Here is a 21,873-nt window from a genome sequence, read left to right as displayed (position 1 = left end):
TGGAACTCTTCCGGAACCGTTCGAGGCGAATCGCGTGATCGTGGCCCGGGAGCCCGGGAGCCCGGGAGCCCGGGAGCCCGGGGAGCCTTGGAGCTGAACCGCGCGGCGACCCGGTCTGGACGATAACTGACGATCCATCAGATAGTGCTGGAAGCGTAAGGCCATGCGCCTTGTCGGTCCAGGGGGTGCGGACTAGCCTGCGGATCCCCACCTTGCCTGACGGGCCATCAGAAAGGAGGTCGGCCGCTGATGGATCTCGCCTTCACGGAGGATGAGGAGGGCTTCCGGCACCGGCTGCGCGCCTGGCTCGCCGACGTGCTGCCCACGCTGCCGGACCGCCCGCATCCGGCCGACTGGCCGGGCCGCCGCGCCTATGACTGCGGCTGGCAGCGGATGCTCCACGACGCGGGCTACGCCGGGCTGCACTGGCCCGAGGACGCGGGCGGCCAGGGCGCGACGCCCACCCAGCATCTGATCTTCCTGGAGGAGACCGAGCGGGCCGGTGCGCCCTATGTGGGCGCGGGCTTCGTCGGACTGCTGCACGCGGGCCCCACCATCGCCGCCGAGGGCACCCCCGAGCAGCGGGCCCGCTGGCTGCCGCCGATCCTGCGCGGGGACGAGGTCTGGTGCCAGGGATTCTCCGAACCGGACGCCGGCTCCGACCTGGCGTCGCTGCGCACCCGGGCGGTACGGGACGGCGATACGTATGTCGTCAGCGGAAGCAAGATCTGGACCTCGCACGCCGAGATCGCCGACTGGTGCGAACTATTGGTGCGCACCGCGCCGGTAAACGCCGACACGCCGAAACACCGGGGCATCACCTGGCTTGCGCTGCCGATGGACGCGCCCGGGGTGACGGTGCGGTCGCTGCGGACCCTCGCCGGGACGGCGGAGTTCGCCGAGGTGTTCCTGGACGAGGTGCGGGTGCCGGTCGGCCACCGGGTCGGGGAGGAGAACGACGGCTGGCGGGTGACCATGGTGACCCTCTCCTTCGAGCGCGGTACGGCCTTCGTGGGCGAAGTGGTCGCCTGTAGGCGAGTGCTGGAGGCGCTGGCCCGCACGGCGAAGGCCAACGGGCGCTGGGACGACGCGGTGCTGCGGCGCCGGTTGGGGCGGCTGGCGGCGGAGTGCGCGGCGCTGTGGCGGCTCACCCAGTGGAATGTGAGCGAGGCGCAGCGCACCGGGGGGGTGCCGGGCGTCGGCGGCTCGGTCTTCAAACTGCGCTTCTCGCAGGTGCGGCAGGAGCTGTACGAGGCGGCCGCCGAGGTGCTGGGGCCGGACGCGCTGGACGCCGGTCAGGAGTGGGTCGCGGACCGGCTTTCGTCGCTCTCGTACACGATCGCGGCGGGGACCTCGCAGATTCAGCGGAACATCGTGGCCGAGCGGATCCTCGGCCTGCCGAAGGGACGGTGAGCGGGGCCGTGGACTTCCAGCTCACGGACGACCAGCGGGCGCTGCGGGCGGGGATGCGCGAGCTGCTGGAACGGCGTTTTCCGCGGACCCGGCTGCGGGCAGTGGTGGACGGGGACGCGGAGCGGGGCGCGGAGTTGGACCGGGCGCTGTGGCGGGAGCTGGGCGCGGCGGGGCTCTTCGCGCTGCGAGTGCCGGAGTCGGCGGGCGGGGTGGGGCTGGGGCTGCCGGAGGCGGTGCTGGCCTTCGAGGAGGCGGGCCGGGCGCTGCTGCCGGGACCGTTGGTCGCGACGGAGCTGGCGGCTGGGCTTTCGGGGCTGTGGGCGGCGGTGGGTGCGGTGCCGGGGTCGTCGCAGGCGGGGCTTTCGGGGTTGGCGGCGGGTGCTGTTCAGGGTGAGACGGTGGTGACGGCGCTGGACGTGGAGGGGGCGCGGGCGCCGGTGGAGCATCTGGTCTCCGCCGATGCGGTGCTGGCGCTGGGGCCGGTGGCGGTCGAGCTGATCCCGGCTGCGGAGGTGGCGTGTGCGGCGGAGCCGATGCGGTCCGTCGACCCGGCCACCCCGCTGCACCGGACGGGGCCGATCCGAACCCGGCGGGACCAGGCGGGGCCGGGCCGTTCCGGGATCGCCGCCCGGCTGCGCCGCGAGGCGGCGCTGCTGACCGCGGCACAACAGCTGGGCAGCGCCTCCCGAACCGTGGAGCTCGCGGTGGACCACGCCAAGCGGCGCACCCAGTTCGGCCGGCCGATCGGCGCCTTCCAGGCCGTGCAGCATCTGTGCGCCCAGATGCTGGTACGTGCGGAATCATCCAGAAGTGTGGTGTATGCGGCGGCGGTCACAGAAGACCCGGGTGACATCGCGGCCGCCAAGCTGCTCGCCGATGAGGCCGCTGTCCACAATGCCCGCGATTGTCTGCAAGTCCATGGCGGAATGGGCTTCACCTGGGAGGCGGATGTCCATCTGCATCTCAAGCGGGCGTGGGTGCGGGCAGGTCAGTGGCAGTGCGCGGCGGCGGCGGAGGAGGAACTTGCGGCCGGGCTCGTGTCGACCGTTGAAAGATGTTTGTAGCCGAGCTCGATGGATACGCCTGAATTGTTGGGATGTCGCATTCTCTGGGGAGATCCCCAGAGCGTCTGAGGTGACCGAGCGTTGATACCAGGTTGTTTCCTAGGCGTGACTCGTCACAGGGGGGAGTCGGGCCCGGGCTCGGGTACTCTCCGTGGGGTGCGAGCGCTTATGGGGTGCAAGAGGCCCGGCGTTGCCCATGGGGCGATTCCGGGCATGCCGACGTGCCCCGTTCGCACGGGGTATGCGACGCCTGAGCTTCGGTGTTCGAGTCCTCAGGACGTGTGTCGCACAGTATGCCCCACGCATACTCCTTGGCGCTGGAATATGACCGAAGCGCTTGTTGGGGTGACTGTACGTCAACCATGCTGTCGCGCAAGTCTCTCAGCGGTGGCTGGGGGAGCGTCACGGTCCGTGACCTCTTGGAGGTACAAGGCGATGTGTGTGCCGGTTCGGATGGTGTGAGCAGTGCAGGTGCTTCAGGCGCAGATGGAGGTCCGGCCCGATCCGGCGGAGGTGAGCCGTGCCCGTAGGTGGGCCCGTTCGCGGCTCGTCGGATCAGGGATCGGAGCCGACGAGCCGCTCGCTGAGACGTTGATTCTGCTCATTTCCGAACTCGTCACCAACGCCGTGGTGCACACCGGCTGTCCGGCCGTGCTGCGGATGCTCTTCCCCGCCCAGTCGATGGGCGGCGGAGGCGGCGGGAACGGGAACGGTGGCGGTGTCGTCGGCGGGGGCGGGGCCTCAGGGCCGTTCGTGAGCCGGGGTGCCGGTCTGGGAACGGTCCGGGTCGAGGTCGCCGACGTCAGCGACCGCGCGCCGCGCCAGCGCTGCGCCGATGAGGAGGACACTCATGGGCGCGGACTGGAGCTGGTCGACGGTCTCGCCGACCGATGGGGCTGGCAGCCGGAGGGCTCCGGCAAGCGGATCTGGTGTGAAATCGACCGCGCCAAGGGCGAGGAGCCGCTTTCCAAGCGGCGAGCGGCCTCTCATGCGCCATCACACATGGGACGAACCAGACAAAGTCCAGACCAGGTGTTGACGTGACGTGTTCGGTTGATCACTCTAGGATCAGCGATTCGTCGCGAGGGGACGCCGAGGGCTGTGGTGTCTCTGTGAGCCCTGTGTTCACAGTGACGTTCCTTGGCGAGTGCGGGTCGCGCCCCCGCTGCTGAACCAGGGCTCAGCGTCGGGAGTCGGGTGGCGGTGCGCGGTGCCGTGCTCGGGGCGCGCATGAGCGCACCGCCGCCCGAGAAGATCGACCCGCCCTCCCCTTCTGGGCCCGACGCGCGCCGCCCGGTGCGCACGTTGGAGATGCCAAGGCGGCGGGGCCGGGCGCCAGGGCGGGGCCGGGCGCCAGGGGATGGGCGTCAGAGGATCGCCACGGGGGCGACGGGTGAGCCCGTGCCGCCGACGAACGGCTCGGGCGGGGCCGACAGCAGAAAGGCGTAGCGCCCCTCCTCGGCGCAGGCGTCGGAGAGTTCCTCGAGATTCCAGTTCTGGCCCTGGAGCATGCCCATCTCGACCAGATCGAGGGCGTGGACCGGCATCCAGAGGTCCTCGATCTCGGGTGGGAAGATCTCGAAGGTCAAGGTGTCGTTGGCGACCGCCGCCACATCGCGGGTATGGAACCACTCCGGTGTGCGCAAAGAGAGGCCCGGTGAAGGGTAGGCGTACGCCTCCTTCTCGCCCGCCAGATACCGCTGGATCTGCCCGGTGCGGACGAGGACGATATCGCCGGGGCGCACCGTCGTCCCGGCCAGCTCCTCGGCGGCGTCGAGGTCTTCGGGGGTGACCGCATGCCCCTCGGGCAGCCGCTCGGCGCCCCGGGCGCGCGCCACATCGAGGAGCACCCCGCGCGAGACGAGGGGTCCCACCTTGTCGATACCGCTGAAGGCGGCGCGGTCATGGGTGGTGATGGAGTCGGCGGGCCGGCCGTTGTAGATCCGGCCGGAGTGCGAGACATGGGTGAGCCCGTCCCAGTGGGTACCGGCCTGGAGCCCCATCGTCACGGCGTCGTCGCTGGTCGCCACGGTGCCGGGGCCGAACATCTCGAAGTTGACGGCGATCATCGTATGGAGCGGGTTGACCCGCCCGGGGATCATTCCGGTCTGGATGCCGTCCTGCCTCAGCGGCACCGCGAGGGGAATGCGACGGCCGGTCCGTATCGTCGCGGCGGCCTCCCGGACCACGGCATCGGTGATCAGGTTGAGCGTGCCGATCTCGTCCGCCGCCCCCCAGCGGCCCCAGTTGTTGACGCGCTTGGCGATCTCGTGGAACTCGGCTGGCAGCGGCATGGCATCTCCTTCGTCGTTCCCGGTCGACGTTTGTGCGCGAGGGCTTGTACTCGGGCCGCGTCTGCTCAAAAATCTAACGGACCGTCAGAAACTCCGGGAGGGGATGCGACGTGGGCAACTTCTTGGACGGCAAGGTGGTCGCCGTCACCGGGGCCGGACGCGGTATCGGACGAGCGGTGGCCCTCGCCTGCGCGGCCGAAGGCGCACAGGTGGTCGTCAACGACTACGGGGTCTCGATCGAGGGCGGCGAACCGAGCAGCGAGGTCGCCGAGGCCGTGGTCAAGGAGATCGTGGCGTCGGGCGGTGAGGCGGTCGCGGTCGCCGACGACGTCTCGACCATGGCCGGTGGCCAGCGGATCGTGGACACCGCGCTCGACCGGTACGGACGGCTGGACGGGGTCGTCTGCGTCGCCGGGATCCTGCGCGAGCGGATGCTCTTCAACATGTCCGAGGAGGAGTGGGACCCGGTCGTCGCCACCCATCTCAAGGGCACCTTCACGGTCTTCCGGGCGGCGTCGGCGGTGATGCGCCGCCAGCGCTCCGGCACCCTGATCGGCTTCACCAGCGGCAACCACCAGGGCAGCGTCGCCCAGGCCAACTACGCCTCCGCCAAGGGCGGGATCATCTCCCTCGTGCGCAGCGCCGCGTTGGGGCTGCACAAGTACGGCGTCACGGCCAACTGTGTCGCACCGGTCGCCCGCACCCGGATGTCCGCCAATGTGCCGATGGAGCTCAAGGAGATCGGCGAACCGGAGGACGTGGCGGCCCTGGTCGTCTATCTGCTGAGCGAACGCGCCCGCGCGGAGCGGATCACCGGCCAGGTCTATACGATCGCGGGCCCCAAGATCGCGGTCTGGGCCCAGCCCCGTGAGCTGCGCGCCGGATACACCGAGGGCGGCTGGACCCCGGAGAAGATCGCCGACTTCCTCCCGGGCACGGTCGGCACCGATCCCATGCCGATGCTGGCCCAGCTCGAGGCCATGGCCCAGGCGGCCGCCACCGGCCAACGCCCCAACGCCTGACCGCGACAACGGCAGGGCTTGCCGGGAACACCGCAGCGCCGACGAGGGGAGAGGCCGTGGACTTCGCTTTCGGACCGGAGGACGAGCGGTTCCGCGCCGAAGCGCGCGACTGGCTGAGCGAGCACTTCGCCGGACCGTTCGCCGCCCTCAAGCAGGAGCCGGGCGGCCACCCCGGCGAGGCGCGCGGCGATATGACCGCCCGCCGCGCCTGGGAGCGTGAGCTCGGCACGGGCGGCTGGATCGGCCTGGGCTGGGACCGTACGGACGGGGCGTACGGCAACCGCGCCGCGACGATGACCCAACAGGTCGTCTGGGCCGAGGAGTACGCCCGCGCCGGCGCGCCCGGCCGACTCGGCCATATCGGCGAGAACCTCCTCGCGCCCACCCTGCTCGCCCACGGCGACTCCGCACAGCGCGCCCGCTTTCTGCCGCCCATCGCCCGTGGCGAGGAGCTGTGGTGCCAGGGCTACAGCGAACCCGACGCGGGCTCGGACCTCGCCGGGCTGCGGACCCGCGCCGTCCGCGACCCGGGCGAGGGCACCTATCGCATCACCGGGCAGAAGATCTGGACCTCCCTCGCCCATGAAGCCGACTGGTGCTTTGTGCTGGCGCGCACCGAGGAGGGCTCACAGCGCCATCATGGACTCTCCTTTCTGCTGGTGCCGATGGACCAGCCGGGACGGATCGAGGTGCGGCCGATCCGGCAGCTGACCGGGACCGCGGAGTTCAACGAGGTGTTCTTCGACGGGGCCGTGGCCCGCGCCGAACACCTCATCGGCGGTGCGGGCCACGGCTGGCGCGTGGCCATGAGCCTGCTCGCGGTGGAGCGCGGGGTCTCCACCCTGGTCCAGCAGATCGGCTTCGCCCAGGAGCTGAGCCGGGTGGTGCGGCTGGCGCTGGAGACCGGCGCCGCAGAGGAGCCCGTCCTGCGTGACCGGCTCATACGGCAGTGGGCCGAGCTCAAGGCCATGCGCTGGAACGCCCTGCGCACCCTGGGCGCCGCACAGAACCTCACCCCGAACCTCGCCCCGGACCCGGCCCGGGACTCAGCCGCTCGGGACTCCGCCCCGGACCCCGTTCGGGGCTCCGCCCCGGACCGCGCCCCGCACGATGCCCGGGACCCCGCCCCGCGGAAGGGTGCCGCCCATGACCTCCCCCCGGGGAGCGCGGGCCCCCAGGCGCCCGGCTCACGCGATCCCGGCTCGCAGGACCCCGGCGCGCCCAGCGTCGCCAAGCTGCTGTGGGGCGGCTGGCATCAGCGGCTCGGCGAGCTGGCCGTGCAGGTGAGAGGCGCCGCGGCCGCACTCGGCCCGGCGCGCTGGACCGCCGGCCGGCCGTACGAACTCGACGCCTTCCAGCGTCTCTTCCTCTTCTCCCGCGCCGACACCATCTACGGCGGCTCGGACGAGATCCAGCGCACCATCATCGCCGAGCGCGTACTTCACCTCCCCAAGGAGTCACGCCGATGACGAAGACCTATGCGCACTGGATCGGCGGCTCGTGGCGGGATCCCGGGAACGGGCACTACCCCGTCATCAACCCCGCCACCGAGGAGACCGTCGGCCATGCCCCCGAGGCCGACCCGGCCGACGTGGACGCCGCCGTCCGGGCCGCCCGCGCCGCGTACGACGGCTGGTCGCGCACCGCCCCCCGGGAGCGCGCCGCCGTACTCGACAGGGCCGCCGATCTGCTCGCCGAGCACACCCCGGACCTGGTGCCCCTCGTCCAGGCGGAGACCGGGGCGACGCTGCGCGTCACCTCCGCCCTCCAGGTGCCCCCGGCGATCGACCGCTTCCGCCGCTATGCGCGCGGCGCCCTCGAACCGGACACCGTGCCGCTCGCCCCGCTGCCCATGGCCGCCACCCCGCTGGCGCCCGGCGGGCTGATCGGAGCGGCAGCGGTCCGCCGTCCTCTCGGTGTCGTCGCCTGCATCACCTCCTACAACTTCCCTCTCACGAATCTCGCGGGCAAGGTCGCCCCGGCCCTGGCCATGGGCAATACCGTCGTGGCCAAACCCGCACCGCAGGACCCGCTGTGCTGTCTGGAACTCGGCCCCCTGCTCAAGGAGGCCGGGCTCCCGGACGGTGCCTTCAATGTCGTCACCGGCTCGCGCGCGGCCGCCGGCGAGGCGCTGGTCGCGCACCCCGGTGTCGACATGGTCAGCTTCACCGGATCCACCGCCGTGGGTAAGAAGATCGCCGAATCCGCGGGGAGGTCGATGAAGCGCACCCTGATGGAACTGGGGGGCAAGGGCGCGGCCATCGTCCTGGGGGACGCCGACGAGCGAGCGATCGCGTCGGCGGTCGGGGCGGTCGGTTCGACCTTCTCCTTTCACAGCGGACAGATCTGCACGGCGCCGACCCGTGTGCTCGTCCATCGATCGCTGTACGAGAAGGTCATCGCCGCACTCACACACTACGCAGAGTCACTGAAGATCGGGGACCCTGTGGATAACTCCACGATCGTCGGCCCGTTGATCTCCGCCGCACAGCGCGATCGCGTCGAGGCGTATGTCTCCGGCGCCCGTGACCAGGGCGCCCGGATCGTCGTGGGCGGCGAACGCCCCGCCCGCAAGCCCGGCTTCTACGTCGCCCCCACCCTCATCGCCGACGCCGACCCCGCGATGACCGTCGCGCGGGAGGAGCTGTTCGGACCGGTCGTCGTGGCCCTGCCCTTCGACGACGAGGACGAGGCGGTGCGGATCGCCGACGCCACCCCCTACGGCCTCTACGACTACGTCTTCAGCGCCGACGCGGGCCGCGCCTGGACCCTCGCCGCCCGTCTGCGCAGCGGAAACGTCGGCATCAACACCGCCCAGCGCCACCCCGAGACGCCGTTCGGCGGGTTCAAGGAAAGCGGAGTCGGCCGCGACGGCGGCTCGTTCGGCCTGCACGCGTACAGCGAACTCCAGTCGCTGGTCTGGGTCTCCTGAGGCACCGGAAGGGTGATGAGGATGAGAGGCGTCATCTTCGACGGCACGGCGCCGCGCGTGGTCGAGGACCTGGAGGTGCGCGACCCCGGCCCCGGCGAGGTGCTGGTGCGCATCGCCGCCGCGGGGCTGTGCCACAGCGATCTGTCGGTCATCGACGGCACCATCCCCTTCCCCCTCCCCGTCGTCCTCGGCCACGAGGGCGCGGGCGTGGTCGAGGAGATCGGGGCGGGCGTCACCCATGTCGCGCCCGGCGATCATGTGGCGCTGTCCACCCTCGCCAACTGCGGGACCTGCGCCGACTGCGCCCGGGGCCGCCCCACCATGTGCCGCGCGGCGATCGGCCGGCCGACCCGGCCCTTCCGCCGCGGCGACGAGCGGCTGTACAACTTCGCCTCGAACTCCGCCTTCGCCGAGCGCACGCTCGTCACCGCCGTCCAGGTGGTGCGGATCCCCGAGGAGATCCCGCTCGTCTCCGCCGCGCTCATCGGCTGTGCCGTCCTGACCGGCGTCGGGGCCGTGCTCAACCGCGCCAAGGTGGACCGCGGTGAGTCGGTCGTCGTCATCGGCAGCGGCGGCATCGGGCTCAATGTGCTGCAAGGGGCCCGGATCGCCGGGGCGTTCCCCGTCGTCGCCGTCGACTCCAACCCCGCCAAGGAGCCGCTGGCCCGGCGCTTCGGCGCGACCCACTTCGTCCCCTCGGCCGACGCCGTACGGGAGATCCTGCCGACCGGCGCGGACCACGCCTTCGAATGCGTCGGCTCGACCCGGCTCATCCGGCAGGCCGTCGATCTGCTCGACCGGCACGGCCAGGCGGTGCTGCTCGGCGTGCCGCCCGCCGACGCCGAGGCGGCCTTCCGCGTCTCCTCCATGTATCTGGACAAATCCATCCTGGGCTGCCGCTACGGCACCTCACGGCCGCAAGCCGATATCGCCCTGTACGCCGACCTCTACCGGCAGGGGCTCCTGCTGCTGGACGAACTGGTCAGCAGGACATACCCGTTGGAGGACTTCGCCAAGGCCGCCGACGACGCCCACCACGGCCGGGTGGCGCGCGCCGTGCTCACCTTCTGACGGGCGCCGATCTGCCTTACGGTCCGCATCCGGCCCGTATCCGGCGGGGTGATGGCCCGCATCCGGCCCGTATCCGGCGGGTCATGGCCCGCGTCCGGTCCGGGTCCGGCCCGCCTTCGGCGCCTGACCGTTACCGTACGGCTTCGCGGTCGTCGGCCGAGGAGCCCGCGCGGAAGGTGCGGCGGTAGGCGGTCGGGCTGACGCCCACGGCCGCCTGGAAGTGCTGGCGCAGGGACGCGGGGGAGCCGAAACCCGCCTCGCGCGCCACCTGGTCCACCGACAGATCGGTGTCCTCCAGGAGATGACGGGACCGCTCCACCCGCTGCCGGGTCAGCCACTGGCCCGGGCTGACGCCGACCTCCTCGCGGAAGCGCCGGGTGAACGTCCGCACGCTCATCGACTCCTGGGCGGCCAGCTCCCTCAGCGAGATGGGCCGGTCCAGCCGGCCGAGCGCCCAGGCGCGCGCCGTCGTCGTGGTGGCCTGCTGGGGCTCGGGCAGCGGACGCGGGATGTACTGGGCCTGGCCGCCGTCGCGATGGGGCGGCACCAGGCTGTGCCGGGCGACGTCGTTGGCGACGGCCGTGCCGTGGTCGCGCCGCACCAGATGCAGACACAGGTCGATCCCCGAGGCGACACCGGCCGAGGTGAGCACATCGCCGTCGTCCACGAACAGCACATTCGGATCGACTTTGATCGTCGGGAAGAGCCGCTGGAACTGACCGACGCTGGCCCAATGGGTGGTGGCCGGGCGGCCGTCGAGAAGACCCGCGGCGGCGAGCACGAACGAACCGGTGCAGATGGACACCCAGCGTGTGTCCGGCCGGGCACGGGCGAGCGCGGCGCCGAGCGGCTCGGTCATCCGGCCCTCCTCGCGGACCGGGCCGAGTGCGTACGAGGCGGGCACCACGATGGTGTCGGCCTCGGCGAGGGCCTCCGGGCCGAGGTCCACGGCGATCGGGAAGTCGGCGTCCGTGGGCACCAGACCGGGCTCGACGGTGCAGGTGACCACCTCGTACAGCCGCCGGCCGTCGGCGGAGCGGGCCTTACCGAAGATCCGGTACGGAATGCCCAGCTCGAAGGGGATCACACCGGGGAGGGCGAGGACGACGACGCGATGGCGCCCGTTGGCGTCACCGGGCGGGGATTGGGGCACTTCCGGCCTCCCGTCGTTCGGACATGGCCCCATCGAGGGGCGTGGCCCGATCCTAGCGAATGCTGTCCCATGGGCCACTCGTCGTCGAGGAACCGCTGCTCAATGCTGGTCCGGTGACGCAGACAACCGAACTTTCCGGAGCTCCCGAACAGGACAAGCAGCCCGACCGGCCTCCGCGACGGGCCCTCCCGCGCCTTCCCCACCGCGCCTGGTCGGTCGCCGCCATCGCCTTCGTGACGATCATCGGCGCCGCCGGATTCGCCTCCCTGCCCGGTCTGCTCATCGATCCGCTCCACGACGAGTTCGGCTGGTCGCGCGGCACGATCGGGTTCGCGGTCTCCGTCAACCTCGCCCTCTACGGGCTCACTGCACCCTTCGCCGCCGCCCTGATGGATCGCTTCGGCATCCGTAAGGTCATCGCGGCCGCGCTCGCCGTCATCGCGACCGGTGGCGGCCTTACGGTCTTCATGACCGAGCCCTGGCAGCTCATCCTCTGCTGGGGTGTGCTGGTCGGCCTCGGCAGCGGCTCCATGGCGCTGGCCTTCGCCGCGACCGTGACCAACCGGTGGTTCGTCGCCCAGCGCGGTCTGGTCACCGGCATCCTCACGGCGGGCGGGGCCTCCGGACAGCTGATCTTTCTGCCGCTGCTCTCCTGGATCGTCGAACGGCACGACTGGCGGCCCGCCGCGCTGACGGTCGCGATCGCCGCGCTGGCGATCGTTCCCCTCGTCTGGCTGCTGCTGCGCGACTACCCCTCGGACGTGGGCCTCGCCCCGTACGGCGCCGACGGGCCGCCCACCCCGCGGCCCGCGGCCCGGCGCGGCGCGGCCCGGCGGGCGGTCAAGGCCCTCACCTCGGCCTCGCGCACCGGCACCTTCTGGCTGCTCGCGGGCACCTTCGCGATCTGCGGTGCCTCGACGAACGGCCTCGTCAAGACCCATTTCGTGCCCGCCGCGCACGACCACGGCATGCCCGTGACGGCCGCCGCGAGCCTGCTCGCCGTCATCGGCGTCTTCGACATCGTCGGGACGGTGGCCTCCGGCTGGTTCACCGACCGCTTCGACGCGCGACGGCTGCTGGCCATGTACTACGCGCTGCGCGGGCTCTCCCTGATGTTCCTGCCGATCCTGCTGGACGACGCGGTGCATCCGCCGATGATCTTCTTCATCGTCTTCTACGGTCTCGACTGGGTCGCCACCGTGCCGCCGACCATGGCGCTGTGCCGTGAGCAGTACGGGGAGGACAGCGCGATCGTCTTCGGCTGGGTGCTCGCCTCCCACCAGGTGGGAGCCGGGGTCGTGGCCTTCGTGGGCGGCATGGCGCGGGACGCCTTCGGCTCGTACGACCTGGTCTGGTACGGCGCGGGGGCGCTGTGCGCGATCGCCGCGCTGATGTCACTGGTGATCCGGCGCGGCTCGAACGCGCAGGCCGCGGCGGCGACGGTCTAGGCGCGCGGCCTCAGGGCGGCCGCGCGGCCCTACGGGGGCCGTGCGGTCCTACGGAAGGCCGCACGGCGCCTTACGGGAGGCCGCGCGGGCTCACGGAAGCGCCGTGAACTCGCCGAAGGAGCCGCGGTGGAAGAGCAGCGGCCCCGATCGCGCCGCGGACTCCTCCGTTCCCAGGGCCCGGACGCGGCCCACCACGACCAGATGGTCGCCGCCCGTGTGCACGGCGTGGACCGCGCAGTCGATCCACGCCGGGACGTCCGCGAGCCGCGGTGAGCCGGTGACCGGGGACGGTTCGTAGCGGACGCCCGCGAATTTGTCGGGGCGCCGGGAGCCGCTGACCGCGAAGGCGCGGCACAGCTCGCCCTGGTGGGCGCCCAGGACATTGACGCAGAAGACGCCCGCGCGGGCGATGCGCGGCCAGGTCGTGGAGGTGCGGGCGACCATGAAGGCGACCAGCGGCGGGTCCAGGGACAGCGAGGCGAAGGACTGACAGGCGAAGCCGGTCGGGCCGGTTCCGTCGACGGTGGCGATCACGGTCACCCCGCTCGCGAAATGGCCCAGTACGCGGCGGAATTCGGCGGGGTCGACCGGGGGCCGCTCATCGTCGCGCACACAGCGCAGCTCCGGCGGGGGCAGCGGGTCGACCGGTCGTACGGCGGCGGTCGGCGAGCCGACCGCCCGGAGGTAGCGGACGGCGGTGGCGGCCATACCGGCGTGTCCCATCATGGCCCGTCCCCCTTTCTTGACTTGCCCGATGGCTTTCCTGGCTTTTGCGACGGTCTTCTTGGCTTGTGCGACGGCGTGGGCCCCTCAGCGGCCTCGGTAGACGGGGGGCCGGCGCTCGATGAACGCGCGCAGGCCCTCCTGAGCGTCGGCCGTGGTCATGTTGGTCTCCTGCGCAGCCGCCTCGGCGGCGAACGCGGCCGGGCGCCCCGACTCCAGGGACGCGTTCACCAGCGCCTTGGTGAGGGCGAGGGCGCGGGTCGGGCCGACCGCGAGACGCTCGGCCCAGGCACGGGCGGTCTTGGCCAGGTCGTCGTCCGGGACGACCCGGTTGACCAGGCCCAGCCGCTCGGCCTCGGCGGCGGGCAGCGCGTCGCCGAAGAACATCAGCTCCTTGGCGCGCTGCGGGCCGATCAGCCGGGGCAGGAGATACGCACCGCCCCCGTCGGGGACCAGACCGCGACGGACGAACACCTCGATGAAGACGGCCGATTCGGCGGCCAGCACCAGATCGCAGGCGAGGGCGAGATGGGCCCCCAGCCCGGCCGCCGTGCCGTTGACGGCTGCGATCACCGGCTTCTCGCAGTCGAGGACGGCGGCGATGAGCCGCTGCGCTCCGCCGCGGATCAGCCGGGCGACATCGCCCGCGACGCGTTCCGCCGCGGCCGGTGCGCCGCGCAGATCCGCCCCCGCGCAGAAGCCCTTGCCGGTGGCGGTCAGCACGACGGCCCGGACGGCCGGGTCAGCGGAGGCGTGGTCCAGCAGCGAAATCAGGTGTTCTCGCTGGTCGGGGGTGATGGCGTTCATCGCGGCCGGGCGGTTGAGCGTGATCCACGAGACGCCGTTGTCAGTGGTGTGCCGTAGAACGGAGTCAAGCGCTTCTTCGGGGGAGGGAGAGGTCATGGGAACGCTCCATCGGTCAGCGGCAGATCGCCAGCGCGTCCAGTGCCACGGCACCTTGGCCGCGTTCCAGCACCATCAGCGGATTGACGTCGAGTTCGGCGAGGTGGTCCCCGAGCTCCAGGGCCATGCGCTGGACCCGCAGCACGACCTCCACGAGCGCGTCCACATCGGCCGGGGGAGCGCCGCGCACACCGTCGAGGAGGGCGCGGCCGCGCAGTTCGGCGAGCATCGCGCGCGCCTGGTCCTCGCCGAACGGGGGGACGCGTACGGCGGCGTCGCGGAAGACCTCCACGAGCACACCCCCTATACCCACGGTCACGGTCGGGCCGAAGAGGGAGTCGTGGCTCATGCCGACGACCATCTCCACCCCGCGCTGGACCATCTGGCAGACCAGCACCCCGTCCAGCTCGACGCCTTCGCAGCGGGCGATGTCGGTGAGCTCCCGATAGGTGTCGCGGACCTGGCTGGCCGAGGTCAGCCCCAGCCGGACCAGCCCCAGCTCGGTCTTGTGGGCGAGCTGCGGCGCGGACGCCTTCATGACGACGGGATAGCCCACGAGCCCGGCGGCGCGGACGGCCGCGGCGGCGCTGGTCACCAGCTGCTCGCGCGGCACCCGGATGCCGTACGCCCGCAGCAGTTGTTTCGCCGCGTGCTCGCTCAGGCGGCCTCCTGGGCGCAGCAGATCGCGCACCTTCCGCAGAGATGGGGACGGGGTGCGCGGGGCCTCGTCGAAGGGGGAGCGGTAGGAGGCGGTGAAGCGGTGGTGCCCCAGATAGGCGCGCACGGCGGTGATGCAGTTGGCGAACGTGCGGAAGGTGGCCACGCGCGAGGAGCCCAGCAGGGTGGTGCGGTAGGCGTCCTCGGTGCCGACCGGGGAGCCCCACACCACGCACACCAGCTTGTCCGTCTGCTCCGCCGCCTCCACCAGATCCTGCGCCAGCTTGTCGCTCATGGGCGGAAAGGGGCCGGTGATCGGGCAGATCAGCACGCCCACGGCGGGATCGGCCAGGATCGCGTCGATGATCTTGCGGCCGCGCCAGTCGCCGACCGGGTGACCGCCGTTGTCGACCGGGTTGGCGACGCTGAGATCGCCGGGTATCCACTGGTGGAGCTCGGTCTGCTTCTCGGTGGAGAGGGTGGGCAGGGTGAGGCCCGCCGCGGTGGCGAGGTCGGAGAAGTGGGCCCCGGTGCCCCCGGAGATCGAATACACCACGACGCCCTCGGCGAGCGGCGGGCGGGCGCGGGCCAGCAGCGCCGCGGTGTCCTGCAGCTCGTCCAGGCCGTCCACGCGGATCACGCCGAACTGCCGCATGGCCGCGTCCACCACCGCGTCCGAGCCGGTCAGCTTGCCGGTGTGGGAGGCGGCCGTGCGGGCGCCGGTCTCGGTGCGGCCGACCTTCACGGCGACGACGGGCACCTTGGCGCGGGCGGCCCGGTCGGCGGCGAGGAGGAAGCTGCGGCCGTCCTTCAGCCCTTCCGCGTACAGGGCGATGGCGCCGACCTCGGGCCGGGTGGCGAAGTAGGAGATGAAGTCGGCGGTCTCCAGATCGGCCTCGTTGCCGGTCGGGGCCCAGTGGCTGAGCCGGATGCCGAGTTCCTGGAGGGTGAAGACCGGGCGGCCTTGGTGGCCTGACTGGGTGATGAGGGCGATGGCGGGCCCGTCGAGGTCGTCGCGGAACTTCTCGAAGGCGTTGAGGTTGGTGTTGGGGCCGAGCAGCCGCAGCCCGGCGCCGCGGGCCGCGGCGGCGAGCTGGACCTGCGCGGCGGCGCCCTCGGGGCCGGTCTCGGCGAAGCCCGAGGCGAAGGCGACGGCGAACTTCACCTTGCTCCCGTCGAGTTCCTCGATGACCGGGAGCGGGTCACGGACGAGGAGGACGGCGAGGTCGACGGATTCGGGCAGCGCGGCCACGGACGGTACGCACGGAATGCCGAAGACGGCGGGACGGGAGGGATGCACGGGGTGCAGTCGGGCGCCGACGCGTTCGGCCCAGGCCAGGAGCTGGCGGGTGATACCGGTGTTGGGACGGCCGTCCGCGTCGGAGGCGCCGATGAGGGCCACCGACTCGGGATGGAAGAAGCGGTCCAGATCGGGGACGGCGGAGTGCAGCGGGCGCCCGCTGACGTCCACGTCGTCCGCGCCTTCGGCGGTCCCGCCCGCCGTCTCCCTGCTGGAGACGTGCACGGCGGGGCCGGGGGCCCGCCCGCAGGCGACGGCGCGGGCATGACGGGAGTTGGTGGTCAGGGTGCCGTAGGTCGATCCAAGCATCGGTATCCGCCACTCCTGCTCGTTGGCCAATAACCGGGCAGGTGACCGGGTGGTTCGGCGGCAAAACTGACGCCAAGTCACATTACCCAGTAGTCAGGTTACTGAACTGACGGCCTGTCAGGAATGCTCGGGGAGCGAGGAACACGCAGGGTGACGGGCGGGGGTGACTGCGGGGGTGACGGCGGGGCGGCGGAATGCGTGACCGGCCGCGCGCCCCCGGTGTGGTGTCGCGTTCGTGCGGCTGTCCGTGGTGGTGGTCTCGCCTGCCCGGCGGTCATGCCGTGGTGCAGGCCACCGTCTTGGCGATCTTCCGGGCGTCGATGGCCAGCTCGCGCAGCATCCCGCTGATCGGGTTCGTATAGCCCGTGAAGTGCAGTCCCGGGGCGGACTTCAGGGTCCGTCGGCCGTGCGGGAGGGGGCGGCCGCGGTCGTCGAGCACGCCCAGATGGCCGACCAGTTCCTCCAGGCCGCGCCGGTAGCCGGTCGCGGCGATCACCACCTCGGGGCTGATCCGCGAGCCGTCGGCGAGGACCACCTTGTCCAGATCGAAGGAGTCGACCGCCGAGACCACCTCCACCCGCCCCGTCCGTACCGCGTCGACCAGCCCCACGTCCTGGACCGGGATCGCGCCCTCGCGTACGCGGGTGTAGAGCCCGGTGTCGGGCCAGGGCAGACCGTGCTCGGTCAGATCCGGCATGCTCAGCCGGCACATCGCCCGGGCCGCCCGGTCCACCGCGCGCCGCGGCAGTCTGCGCACCAGGATGCCGGTCGCCTGCGCGGGCCAGCCGGCCGTCGAGCGGCGCAGGATGTGCGGCACGGTGCGGACCGCCAGCCGCACCCGGGCCGCGCCGCCCTCGATCAGGTCGACCGCGATCTCCGCGCCCGTGTTGCCGACGCCGACCACCAGTACGTCGCGGCCCTCGAAGGGGCGGGCGTTGCGGTAGTGGGCGGCGTGCAGCAGCTCACCGGTGTAGGCGGCGCGGCCGGGCCAGTCCGGCACCCGCGGGGTGTGGTTGAAGCCCGTCGCGACGACGGCCACGGGCGAGGACAGCGCACGGCCGCCCGTGGCATGCAGCACCCACTCCGTGTTGTCGGGCGACCGGTCGATGCGGGAGACCTCGACCCCCGTGACGATCTCCAGCCGGTGGTGCTCGGTGTAGCGCTCCAGATAGCGCACCACGTCGTCGCGCCCGACCCAGCGCCCGTAGGACCGGGGGATCGGCAGACCGGGCAACGCGGACAGCCGGCGCGTGGTGTGCAGATGCAGCCGGTCGTAGTGGTTGCGCCAGGACGCGGCGACCGCCTCGGACTTCTCCAGGACGACGGCGCGGATCCCGCGGTGGCTGAGCGCGGCAGCGGCGGCGAGTCCGCCCGGTCCACCGCCGATCACATAAACGGGTGAGGACTTCTCGGGGGAACTGTCAGCCATGCGGGTGAGCGTAGCCGGGTATTTGACGGGTTTCGGTCAAGGAGATCCGGTCAAAGTGATTCCGAATGGGTTGCGGACAGGTCACGGCCGGTATCTGTCGGTCGCCGTTCCACTGGTCTGCCGTTCCGCCATTCCGTCGGTTCGCCGTGCCGCCGGGCGCTGCTTGGGCTGCCGGGCGCTGCTCGGGCGTCCCGCCGGTTCCCGCTCCGCCGGTGCGACCCCTTGCGCGGGCCGCGCCCGACCCTGAAACTGACGTACCGTCAGATTCGCTGGGATGGGAGAGGTGGGGGACGATGCGGACGATCGGGCTCAGCGGGGCCGAATGGCTCGCCGTACTGCGCATCGGACTCGGCCTGTGGTGGCTCGAGAGCTGGCGGCACAAGAACAAGAAGGACTGGTTCGAGCGCGGCACCGGTATCGGCTGGGCGGTGGGCGTGGCCGACAAGCACCGCTGGGCGTTCGTCCGCAGCGGCTTCGGCGCGGTGGTCACACCCCGTCCCAAGGTCATGGCGTATGTCGTCGTCTACGCCGAACTCGCCCTCGGCCTCGGTCTGACGCTCGGCTTTCTGACCCCCATCGCCCTCGTCGGCGCGATCGTGCTCAATCTGCTCTATTTCCTGCTCATGATTCACGACTGGGCGGAGCAGGGGCAGAACTCGATGATGGTGCTGATCTCCGTGGTCGGGCTCTTCGGTATGAGCTGGCAGACCTGGTCGCTCGACGAGGTATGGGGGCTGTTCCTGTGAGCCCGGCGCCGCCCGCGGACGCCCCGCGCTTCGACCTGCCCGAGATCGACGCCTTCACCCGCCCCTACTGGGACGCCGCGGCCGGGGGCCGGCTGCTGATCCGGCGGTGCGCCGACTGCGGCCGGGTCCACCACTATCCGCGCGAATTCTGCCCGTACTGCTGGAGCGAGGACGTCGGCTGGGAGGAGGCGAGCGGCGCCGCGACGCTCTACACATGGTCCGTGGTGCACCGCAATGACCTGCCGCCGTTCGGCGCCCGCGTCCCGTACACCGCCGCCGTCGTCGACCTCGCCGAGGGGCCGCGGATGATGACCGAGCTCATCGAGGCCCCGGAGGGCGGCCCGCGCGTCGGGATGCGGCTCCGGGTGGCGTTCCGGTCGGTCGATGCCGCCGAGGGGACCGCCCCGGCCGTTCCCGTCTTCCGGCCGCTGCTCGCCTAGCGCGCCGCTGCGCGCATCGCGTTACGGCGTCGCCGCCTTACGGTCGCACTGTTCAGCGGTGCACGCCTTACGGTCGCGCTCGCCCTCTCGTCGCGCCCTTACGGTCGCGTTCGCCTTTTCGTCGCACCCTTACGGGCGCCGCCTTACGGTCGCACCGCCTTACGGTCGCACCGCCCTACGGTCGCACCGCCCTACGGTCGCACCGCCCGTACGGCCGCACCGCCCCTACGGCCACAGCAGCTCCCGCCGCCAGCCGCCTGGTTCGCCAGGCTCGCGGCGGTAGCGGAGCCGTACGTGCCGCCGCCGCGCCTCCTCCTGGTAGAACTCGACCTCGTCCGCCTCCAGGACGTACAGGGTCCAGGTGGGGGCGGTCGCGTCCGGTTCGCGTTCGGCCCGCTCGTACGCCGTCTCGAAGGCCCGTAGCAGTTCCTCGTACGAACCGAGCACCTCGCTCTGCCGGCCGCTCCCGGCCAGGGCCGCCGCGAGCGCCACGGGGGACCGGCCGCGCAGATCGGCCGCGCTCTCCTCCGGCCCGGCCTCGCCGACCCGCCCGCTGACGCGCACCTGACGGCCCGCCCCCATCCAGTGGAACGCGAGCGAGGCGTACGGGTTCTCGGCCAGCTCCCGGCCCTTACGGCTGGTGCGATGGGTGCCGAAGTGCCAGCCGCGCTCATCGGCGTCGTGCAGCATCACCGTGCGCTGGGACGGGCGGCGGTCGGCGTCCGCGGTGGCCAGGGTCATGGTGTGCGGGCCGGGTTCCCCCGCCTCGGCGGCCTCCCGCAGCCACCGCCGGAAGAGCGGAAGCGGTGCGTCCGGGGCCGTGTCCGGGTCGAAGACCGGCAGCTCGCCCGCATGGGGTACACGCAGGCCGCGCAGCACCGCGCGGAATGCCTCGGCCTCAGCCTCATCCTGGTTCTCGCTCATCGGCTCCCCATCCGATCACCCGCGACGGGCCGGGGCAAGCGGGGGCGTACGCACGTACGGCCGGGGCGGGCCGAACCGGGACCGGCGCGGGCCCGGCCGCCGGGCGGGCGCCACGCTCCCGCGCGAGCCCGCTCAACCGCGGACGCCCTAGCGTGGGCCCGGCCGCCGCGGACGCCCGCCCGTGCGGCCCGCTCAGCCCAGACGGCCCCGCGTGGGTCCGGTCAGCCGCGGGTGCTCCCGCGTGGGTCCGGTCAGGTGCGGACGCCCCCGCCGGGCCCGCTCAGCCGCAGACGGCCCCGCGTGGGTCCGGCCAACTGTGGGCGCTCCCGCGCGGGCCCGCTCAGTCGCGGACGCCCCCGCGCGGGCCCGCTCGGCCGCGGATGCCCCCGCGTGGGCCCGGCCGCCGCGGACGCCCCGCGCGGCCCGGTCAGCCTCGGCCCAGGACGACCGTGCCCGCCGAGCAGAACCAGCCCCCCGTCCCCGACGCCACGGCCAGTTCCGGCAGCCGTCCGCCCGCCTTGTGGACCTGTCGCTCTCCGGCCTCGCCGCGCAGCTGCCGTACCGCCTCGACCAGCAGGAACAGCCCGCGCATCCCCGGGTGGCAGGCGGAGAGGCCGCCGCCGTCGGTGTTGGTCGGCAGCTCGCCGTCCCGCGTCAGCCGGCCCTTCGCCGCGAACGCCCCGCCCTCGCCCTTGGCGCAGAAGCCCAGGTCCTCGAGGGTCACCAGGGTCATATAGGTGAAGGCGTCATAGAGCTCGGCCACATCGATGTCCGACGGCCGGACGCCCGCCCGTGTGAAGGCCGCCCGGCCCGAGGAGGCGGCCGGGGAGACCGTGAAGTCCTCCCATTCGGACATGGTGGTGTGCGAGACGGCCGTGCCCGAACCCAGCACCCACACCGGGGGTTTCACCGTGTCCGGTACGCACTCCTCGGCCGCGAGCAGCACCGCGCAGCCGCCGTCCGAGCGGATGCAGCAGTGCAGTTTGGTGAAGGGGTCGGCGATCATCGGGCCGCTCAGGACGTCATCGACCGTGATCGGTTCGCGAAACATCGCGTCCGGATTGTGTCCGGCGTTGATGCGCGCCTGAACGGCGATGTCCGCCAGCTGTTCGAGCGTGGTGCCGTACTCATGCATATGGCGGCGCGCGGCCATCGCGTACTTGGCGACCAGCGTATGCCCGTACGGGACCTCGAACTGCAGCGGTCCACGCGCCCCGAAGGAGAGGTTCGCGGTGCGGCGGCCCGCGCGGATGTCGGCGCGGGCGGTGGAGCCGTAGACGAGCAGGACGGCGCGGGCGTGCCCGGCGGCGATCGCGTCCGCCGCGTGCGCCGCCATGACCTCCCAGGTGGAGCCGCCGACGGCCGTCGAGTCGGTCCAGGTAGGCCGCAGCCCCAGATACTCGGCCACCTCGACCGGCGCGAGGGTGCCGAGCCCCGCCGAGGCGAAGCCGTCGACGACCGACCGGTCCAGACCGGAGTCGGCGAGGGCGCGGCGGGCGGCCTGGGCGTGGAGGGCGTAGGGGGTGGCCGCATCGACGCGGCCGCAGTCGGAGAGGGAGACGCCGACGACGGCGACCTTACGGGCGCGCTGTGCTGCTGGCGACATGAATCTGACGGTACATCAGATTGGTGGGAGCGGAAGAGGGAGCGGAAGAGGGTGTGGAAAGGGGGGCGGGCGAGGGCGCCGCGCGCCGGTGTGGCGGGGGGAGGGGGTGGCCCGGACGCTCTCCCGTATGGCCGTGCTCGCGCCTCGAACACCAGCCCCGTCCGGACCACGCGTGAGGCGCCCGGCTACTGCAGGAACTGCCCCACACAAGCGGCGATCGCCACCAGAAGGCTCAGCACTCCGATGATGACCTGCCATTTGTCAGCGCCGGTCCATCGGTCGTCGCTCGTCTCCCGCGTGCTCCGATCGTCCATCACCCCTCCTCGCTCCTCCGCTGGGCCCCGGAGGACAGGGCCACCGCCGGTCTGTGCTCCGGCGGAGCCGGTGGGGAGGAACGTGGTGAGGAGTCGGCAGTTTAACCGTGGAGCCCGGCGGAGGG

Annotated in this window: 19 protein-coding genes; 10 read left to right on the top strand and 9 right to left on the bottom strand. The window is 72.2% G+C overall.

What is annotated here, in order from left to right:
* The first annotated feature begins 249 nt into the window (after positions 1-249).
* From J8403_RS18455 to J8403_RS18445, 3 genes are all read left to right on the top strand, one after another.
* On the top strand, positions 250-1,413 hold the full coding sequence (locus J8403_RS18455; protein WP_211124172.1) for an acyl-CoA dehydrogenase family protein: 1,164 nt from the start codon (positions 250-252) through the stop codon (positions 1,411-1,413).
* Positions 1,414-1,421: 8 nt separating this feature from the next.
* The gene (locus tag J8403_RS18450) at positions 1,422-2,477 is read left to right on the top strand and encodes an acyl-CoA dehydrogenase family protein (RefSeq protein ID WP_211128316.1); all 1,056 of its coding nucleotides are present in this window, start codon (positions 1,422-1,424) and stop codon (positions 2,475-2,477) included.
* A gap of 465 nt (positions 2,478-2,942) precedes the next feature.
* On the top strand, positions 2,943-3,521 hold the full coding sequence (locus J8403_RS18445; protein ID WP_211124171.1) for an ATP-binding protein: 579 nt from the start codon (positions 2,943-2,945) through the stop codon (positions 3,519-3,521).
* Between the two features lie 323 nt (positions 3,522-3,844).
* On the opposite strand, the gene J8403_RS18440 is transcribed toward J8403_RS18445, so the two are convergent.
* On the bottom strand, positions 3,845-4,771 hold the full coding sequence (locus J8403_RS18440) for a cyclase family protein (RefSeq protein ID WP_211124170.1): 927 nt from the start codon (positions 4,769-4,771) through the stop codon (positions 3,845-3,847).
* 110 nt (positions 4,772-4,881) lie between these two features.
* Between J8403_RS18440 and J8403_RS18435 the strand changes: the two genes are divergently transcribed.
* Genes J8403_RS18435 through J8403_RS18420 form a run of 4 tightly spaced genes read left to right on the top strand, consistent with a single transcriptional unit; the run spans position 4,882 to position 9,796 of the window.
* Positions 4,882-5,793 carry an SDR family oxidoreductase gene (locus J8403_RS18435; RefSeq protein WP_211124169.1) on the top strand — a complete coding sequence of 304 codons (912 nt, stop codon included), beginning with the start codon at positions 4,882-4,884 and terminating at the stop codon, positions 5,791-5,793.
* Between the two features lie 56 nt (positions 5,794-5,849).
* Entirely contained in the window at positions 5,850-7,262 is a 1,413-nt protein-coding gene (locus tag J8403_RS18430; RefSeq protein WP_211124168.1) for an acyl-CoA dehydrogenase family protein, read from the top strand.
* Positions 7,259-8,725, top strand: coding sequence for an aldehyde dehydrogenase family protein (locus tag J8403_RS18425; protein ID WP_211124167.1), 1,467 nt, complete (start codon positions 7,259-7,261; stop codon positions 8,723-8,725). The genes J8403_RS18430 and J8403_RS18425 overlap by 4 nt, the downstream gene beginning before the upstream one ends.
* 21 nt (positions 8,726-8,746) lie before the next feature.
* Positions 8,747-9,796 carry a Zn-dependent alcohol dehydrogenase gene (locus J8403_RS18420; protein WP_211124166.1) on the top strand — a complete coding sequence of 350 codons (1,050 nt, stop codon included), beginning with the start codon at positions 8,747-8,749 and terminating at the stop codon, positions 9,794-9,796.
* A gap of 130 nt (positions 9,797-9,926) precedes the next feature.
* Here the strand turns inward: J8403_RS18420 and J8403_RS18415 are convergent, their stop codons facing one another.
* A complete protein-coding gene (locus tag J8403_RS18415) occupies positions 9,927-10,949 on the bottom strand; it encodes a GlxA family transcriptional regulator (RefSeq protein WP_211124165.1) in 1,023 nt (340 codons plus the stop codon).
* Positions 10,950-11,008: 59 nt separating this feature from the next.
* On the opposite strand from J8403_RS18415, the gene J8403_RS18410 reads away from it, so the two are divergent.
* Positions 11,009-12,397 carry an MFS transporter gene (locus J8403_RS18410; RefSeq protein ID WP_211124164.1) on the top strand — a complete coding sequence of 463 codons (1,389 nt, stop codon included), beginning with the start codon at positions 11,009-11,011 and terminating at the stop codon, positions 12,395-12,397.
* A 90-nt stretch (positions 12,398-12,487) separates the two neighbouring features.
* On the opposite strand, the gene J8403_RS18405 is transcribed toward J8403_RS18410, so the two are convergent.
* The 4 genes from J8403_RS18405 to J8403_RS18390 form a co-directional block, all read right to left on the bottom strand.
* A complete protein-coding gene (locus J8403_RS18405) occupies positions 12,488-13,123 on the bottom strand; it encodes a flavin reductase family protein (RefSeq protein WP_246585892.1) in 636 nt (211 codons plus the stop codon).
* Between the two features lie 84 nt (positions 13,124-13,207).
* Positions 13,208-14,023 carry an enoyl-CoA hydratase/isomerase family protein gene (locus J8403_RS18400; RefSeq protein WP_211124163.1) on the bottom strand — a complete coding sequence of 272 codons (816 nt, stop codon included), beginning with the start codon at positions 14,021-14,023 and terminating at the stop codon, positions 13,208-13,210.
* A 16-nt stretch (positions 14,024-14,039) separates the two neighbouring features.
* A complete protein-coding gene (locus J8403_RS18395) occupies positions 14,040-16,289 on the bottom strand; it encodes an acetate--CoA ligase family protein (protein ID WP_211124162.1) in 2,250 nt (749 codons plus the stop codon).
* Positions 16,290-16,563: 274 nt separating this feature from the next.
* The gene (locus tag J8403_RS18390) at positions 16,564-17,718 is read right to left on the bottom strand and encodes a flavin-containing monooxygenase (protein ID WP_211124161.1); all 1,155 of its coding nucleotides are present in this window, start codon (positions 17,716-17,718) and stop codon (positions 16,564-16,566) included.
* A gap of 293 nt (positions 17,719-18,011) precedes the next feature.
* Between J8403_RS18390 and J8403_RS18385 the strand changes: the two genes are divergently transcribed.
* On the top strand, positions 18,012-18,464 hold the full coding sequence (locus J8403_RS18385) for a DoxX family protein (RefSeq protein ID WP_211124160.1): 453 nt from the start codon (positions 18,012-18,014) through the stop codon (positions 18,462-18,464).
* Positions 18,446-18,904: a Zn-ribbon domain-containing OB-fold protein gene (locus J8403_RS18380; protein WP_211124159.1), complete on the top strand. Its 459-nt coding sequence runs from the start codon at positions 18,446-18,448 to the stop codon at positions 18,902-18,904. Before J8403_RS18385 ends, J8403_RS18380 begins: the two co-directional genes overlap by 19 nt.
* Before the next feature lie 225 nt (positions 18,905-19,129).
* Here the strand turns inward: J8403_RS18380 and J8403_RS18375 are convergent, their stop codons facing one another.
* The 3 genes from J8403_RS18375 to J8403_RS44360 all read right to left on the bottom strand — a co-directional run bounded on the left by J8403_RS18375 (position 19,130) and on the right by J8403_RS44360 (position 21,748).
* Positions 19,130-19,828, bottom strand: coding sequence for a pyridoxine/pyridoxamine 5'-phosphate oxidase (locus J8403_RS18375; protein WP_211124158.1), 699 nt, complete (start codon positions 19,826-19,828; stop codon positions 19,130-19,132).
* Between the two features lie 427 nt (positions 19,829-20,255).
* Complete coding sequence (locus J8403_RS18370; protein WP_211124157.1) at positions 20,256-21,434, bottom strand: thiolase C-terminal domain-containing protein; 1,179 nt, start codon at positions 21,432-21,434, stop codon at positions 20,256-20,258.
* A gap of 185 nt (positions 21,435-21,619) precedes the next feature.
* A complete protein-coding gene (locus J8403_RS44360; RefSeq protein ID WP_281427929.1) occupies positions 21,620-21,748 on the bottom strand; it encodes a hypothetical protein in 129 nt (42 codons plus the stop codon).
* Positions 21,749-21,873: the final 125 nt, after the last annotated feature.

This window comes from Streptomyces yatensis (genome assembly GCF_018069625.1).
GTDB lineage: Bacteria > Actinomycetota > Actinomycetes > Streptomycetales > Streptomycetaceae > Streptomyces > Streptomyces yatensis.
Note: the sequence above shows the minus strand (reverse complement) of the source record. Positions and strands in the feature narration are given on the sequence as shown.

What these genes read in the sequence shown, in the direction of transcription:
- J8403_RS18440 (WP_211124170.1), bottom strand. Translation starts at nt 4,771, where the DNA reads ATGCCGCTGCCAGCCGAGTTCCACGAGATCGCCAAGCGCGTCAACAAC.
- J8403_RS18385 (WP_211124160.1), top strand. Translation starts at nt 18,012, where the DNA reads ATGCGGACGATCGGGCTCAGCGGGGCCGAATGGCTCGCCGTACTGCGC.
- J8403_RS18410 (WP_211124164.1), top strand. Translation starts at nt 11,009, where the DNA reads ATGCTGTCCCATGGGCCACTCGTCGTCGAGGAACCGCTGCTCAATGCT.
- J8403_RS18400 (WP_211124163.1), bottom strand. Translation starts at nt 14,023, where the DNA reads ATGACCTCTCCCTCCCCCGAAGAAGCGCTTGACTCCGTTCTACGGCAC.
- J8403_RS18395 (WP_211124162.1), bottom strand. Translation starts at nt 16,289, where the DNA reads ATGCTTGGATCGACCTACGGCACCCTGACCACCAACTCCCGTCATGCC.
- J8403_RS44360 (WP_281427929.1), bottom strand. Translation starts at nt 21,748, where the DNA reads ATGGACGATCGGAGCACGCGGGAGACGAGCGACGACCGATGGACCGGC.
- J8403_RS18425 (WP_211124167.1), top strand. Translation starts at nt 7,259, where the DNA reads ATGACGAAGACCTATGCGCACTGGATCGGCGGCTCGTGGCGGGATCCC.
- J8403_RS18380 (WP_211124159.1), top strand. Translation starts at nt 18,446, where the DNA reads ATGGGGGCTGTTCCTGTGAGCCCGGCGCCGCCCGCGGACGCCCCGCGC.
- J8403_RS18455 (WP_211124172.1), top strand. Translation starts at nt 250, where the DNA reads ATGGATCTCGCCTTCACGGAGGATGAGGAGGGCTTCCGGCACCGGCTG.
- J8403_RS18370 (WP_211124157.1), bottom strand. Translation starts at nt 21,434, where the DNA reads ATGTCGCCAGCAGCACAGCGCGCCCGTAAGGTCGCCGTCGTCGGCGTC.
- J8403_RS18405 (WP_246585892.1), bottom strand. Translation starts at nt 13,123, where the DNA reads ATGATGGGACACGCCGGTATGGCCGCCACCGCCGTCCGCTACCTCCGG.
- J8403_RS18390 (WP_211124161.1), bottom strand. Translation starts at nt 17,718, where the DNA reads ATGGCTGACAGTTCCCCCGAGAAGTCCTCACCCGTTTATGTGATCGGC.
- J8403_RS18420 (WP_211124166.1), top strand. Translation starts at nt 8,747, where the DNA reads ATGAGAGGCGTCATCTTCGACGGCACGGCGCCGCGCGTGGTCGAGGAC.
- J8403_RS18375 (WP_211124158.1), bottom strand. Translation starts at nt 19,828, where the DNA reads ATGAGCGAGAACCAGGATGAGGCTGAGGCCGAGGCATTCCGCGCGGTG.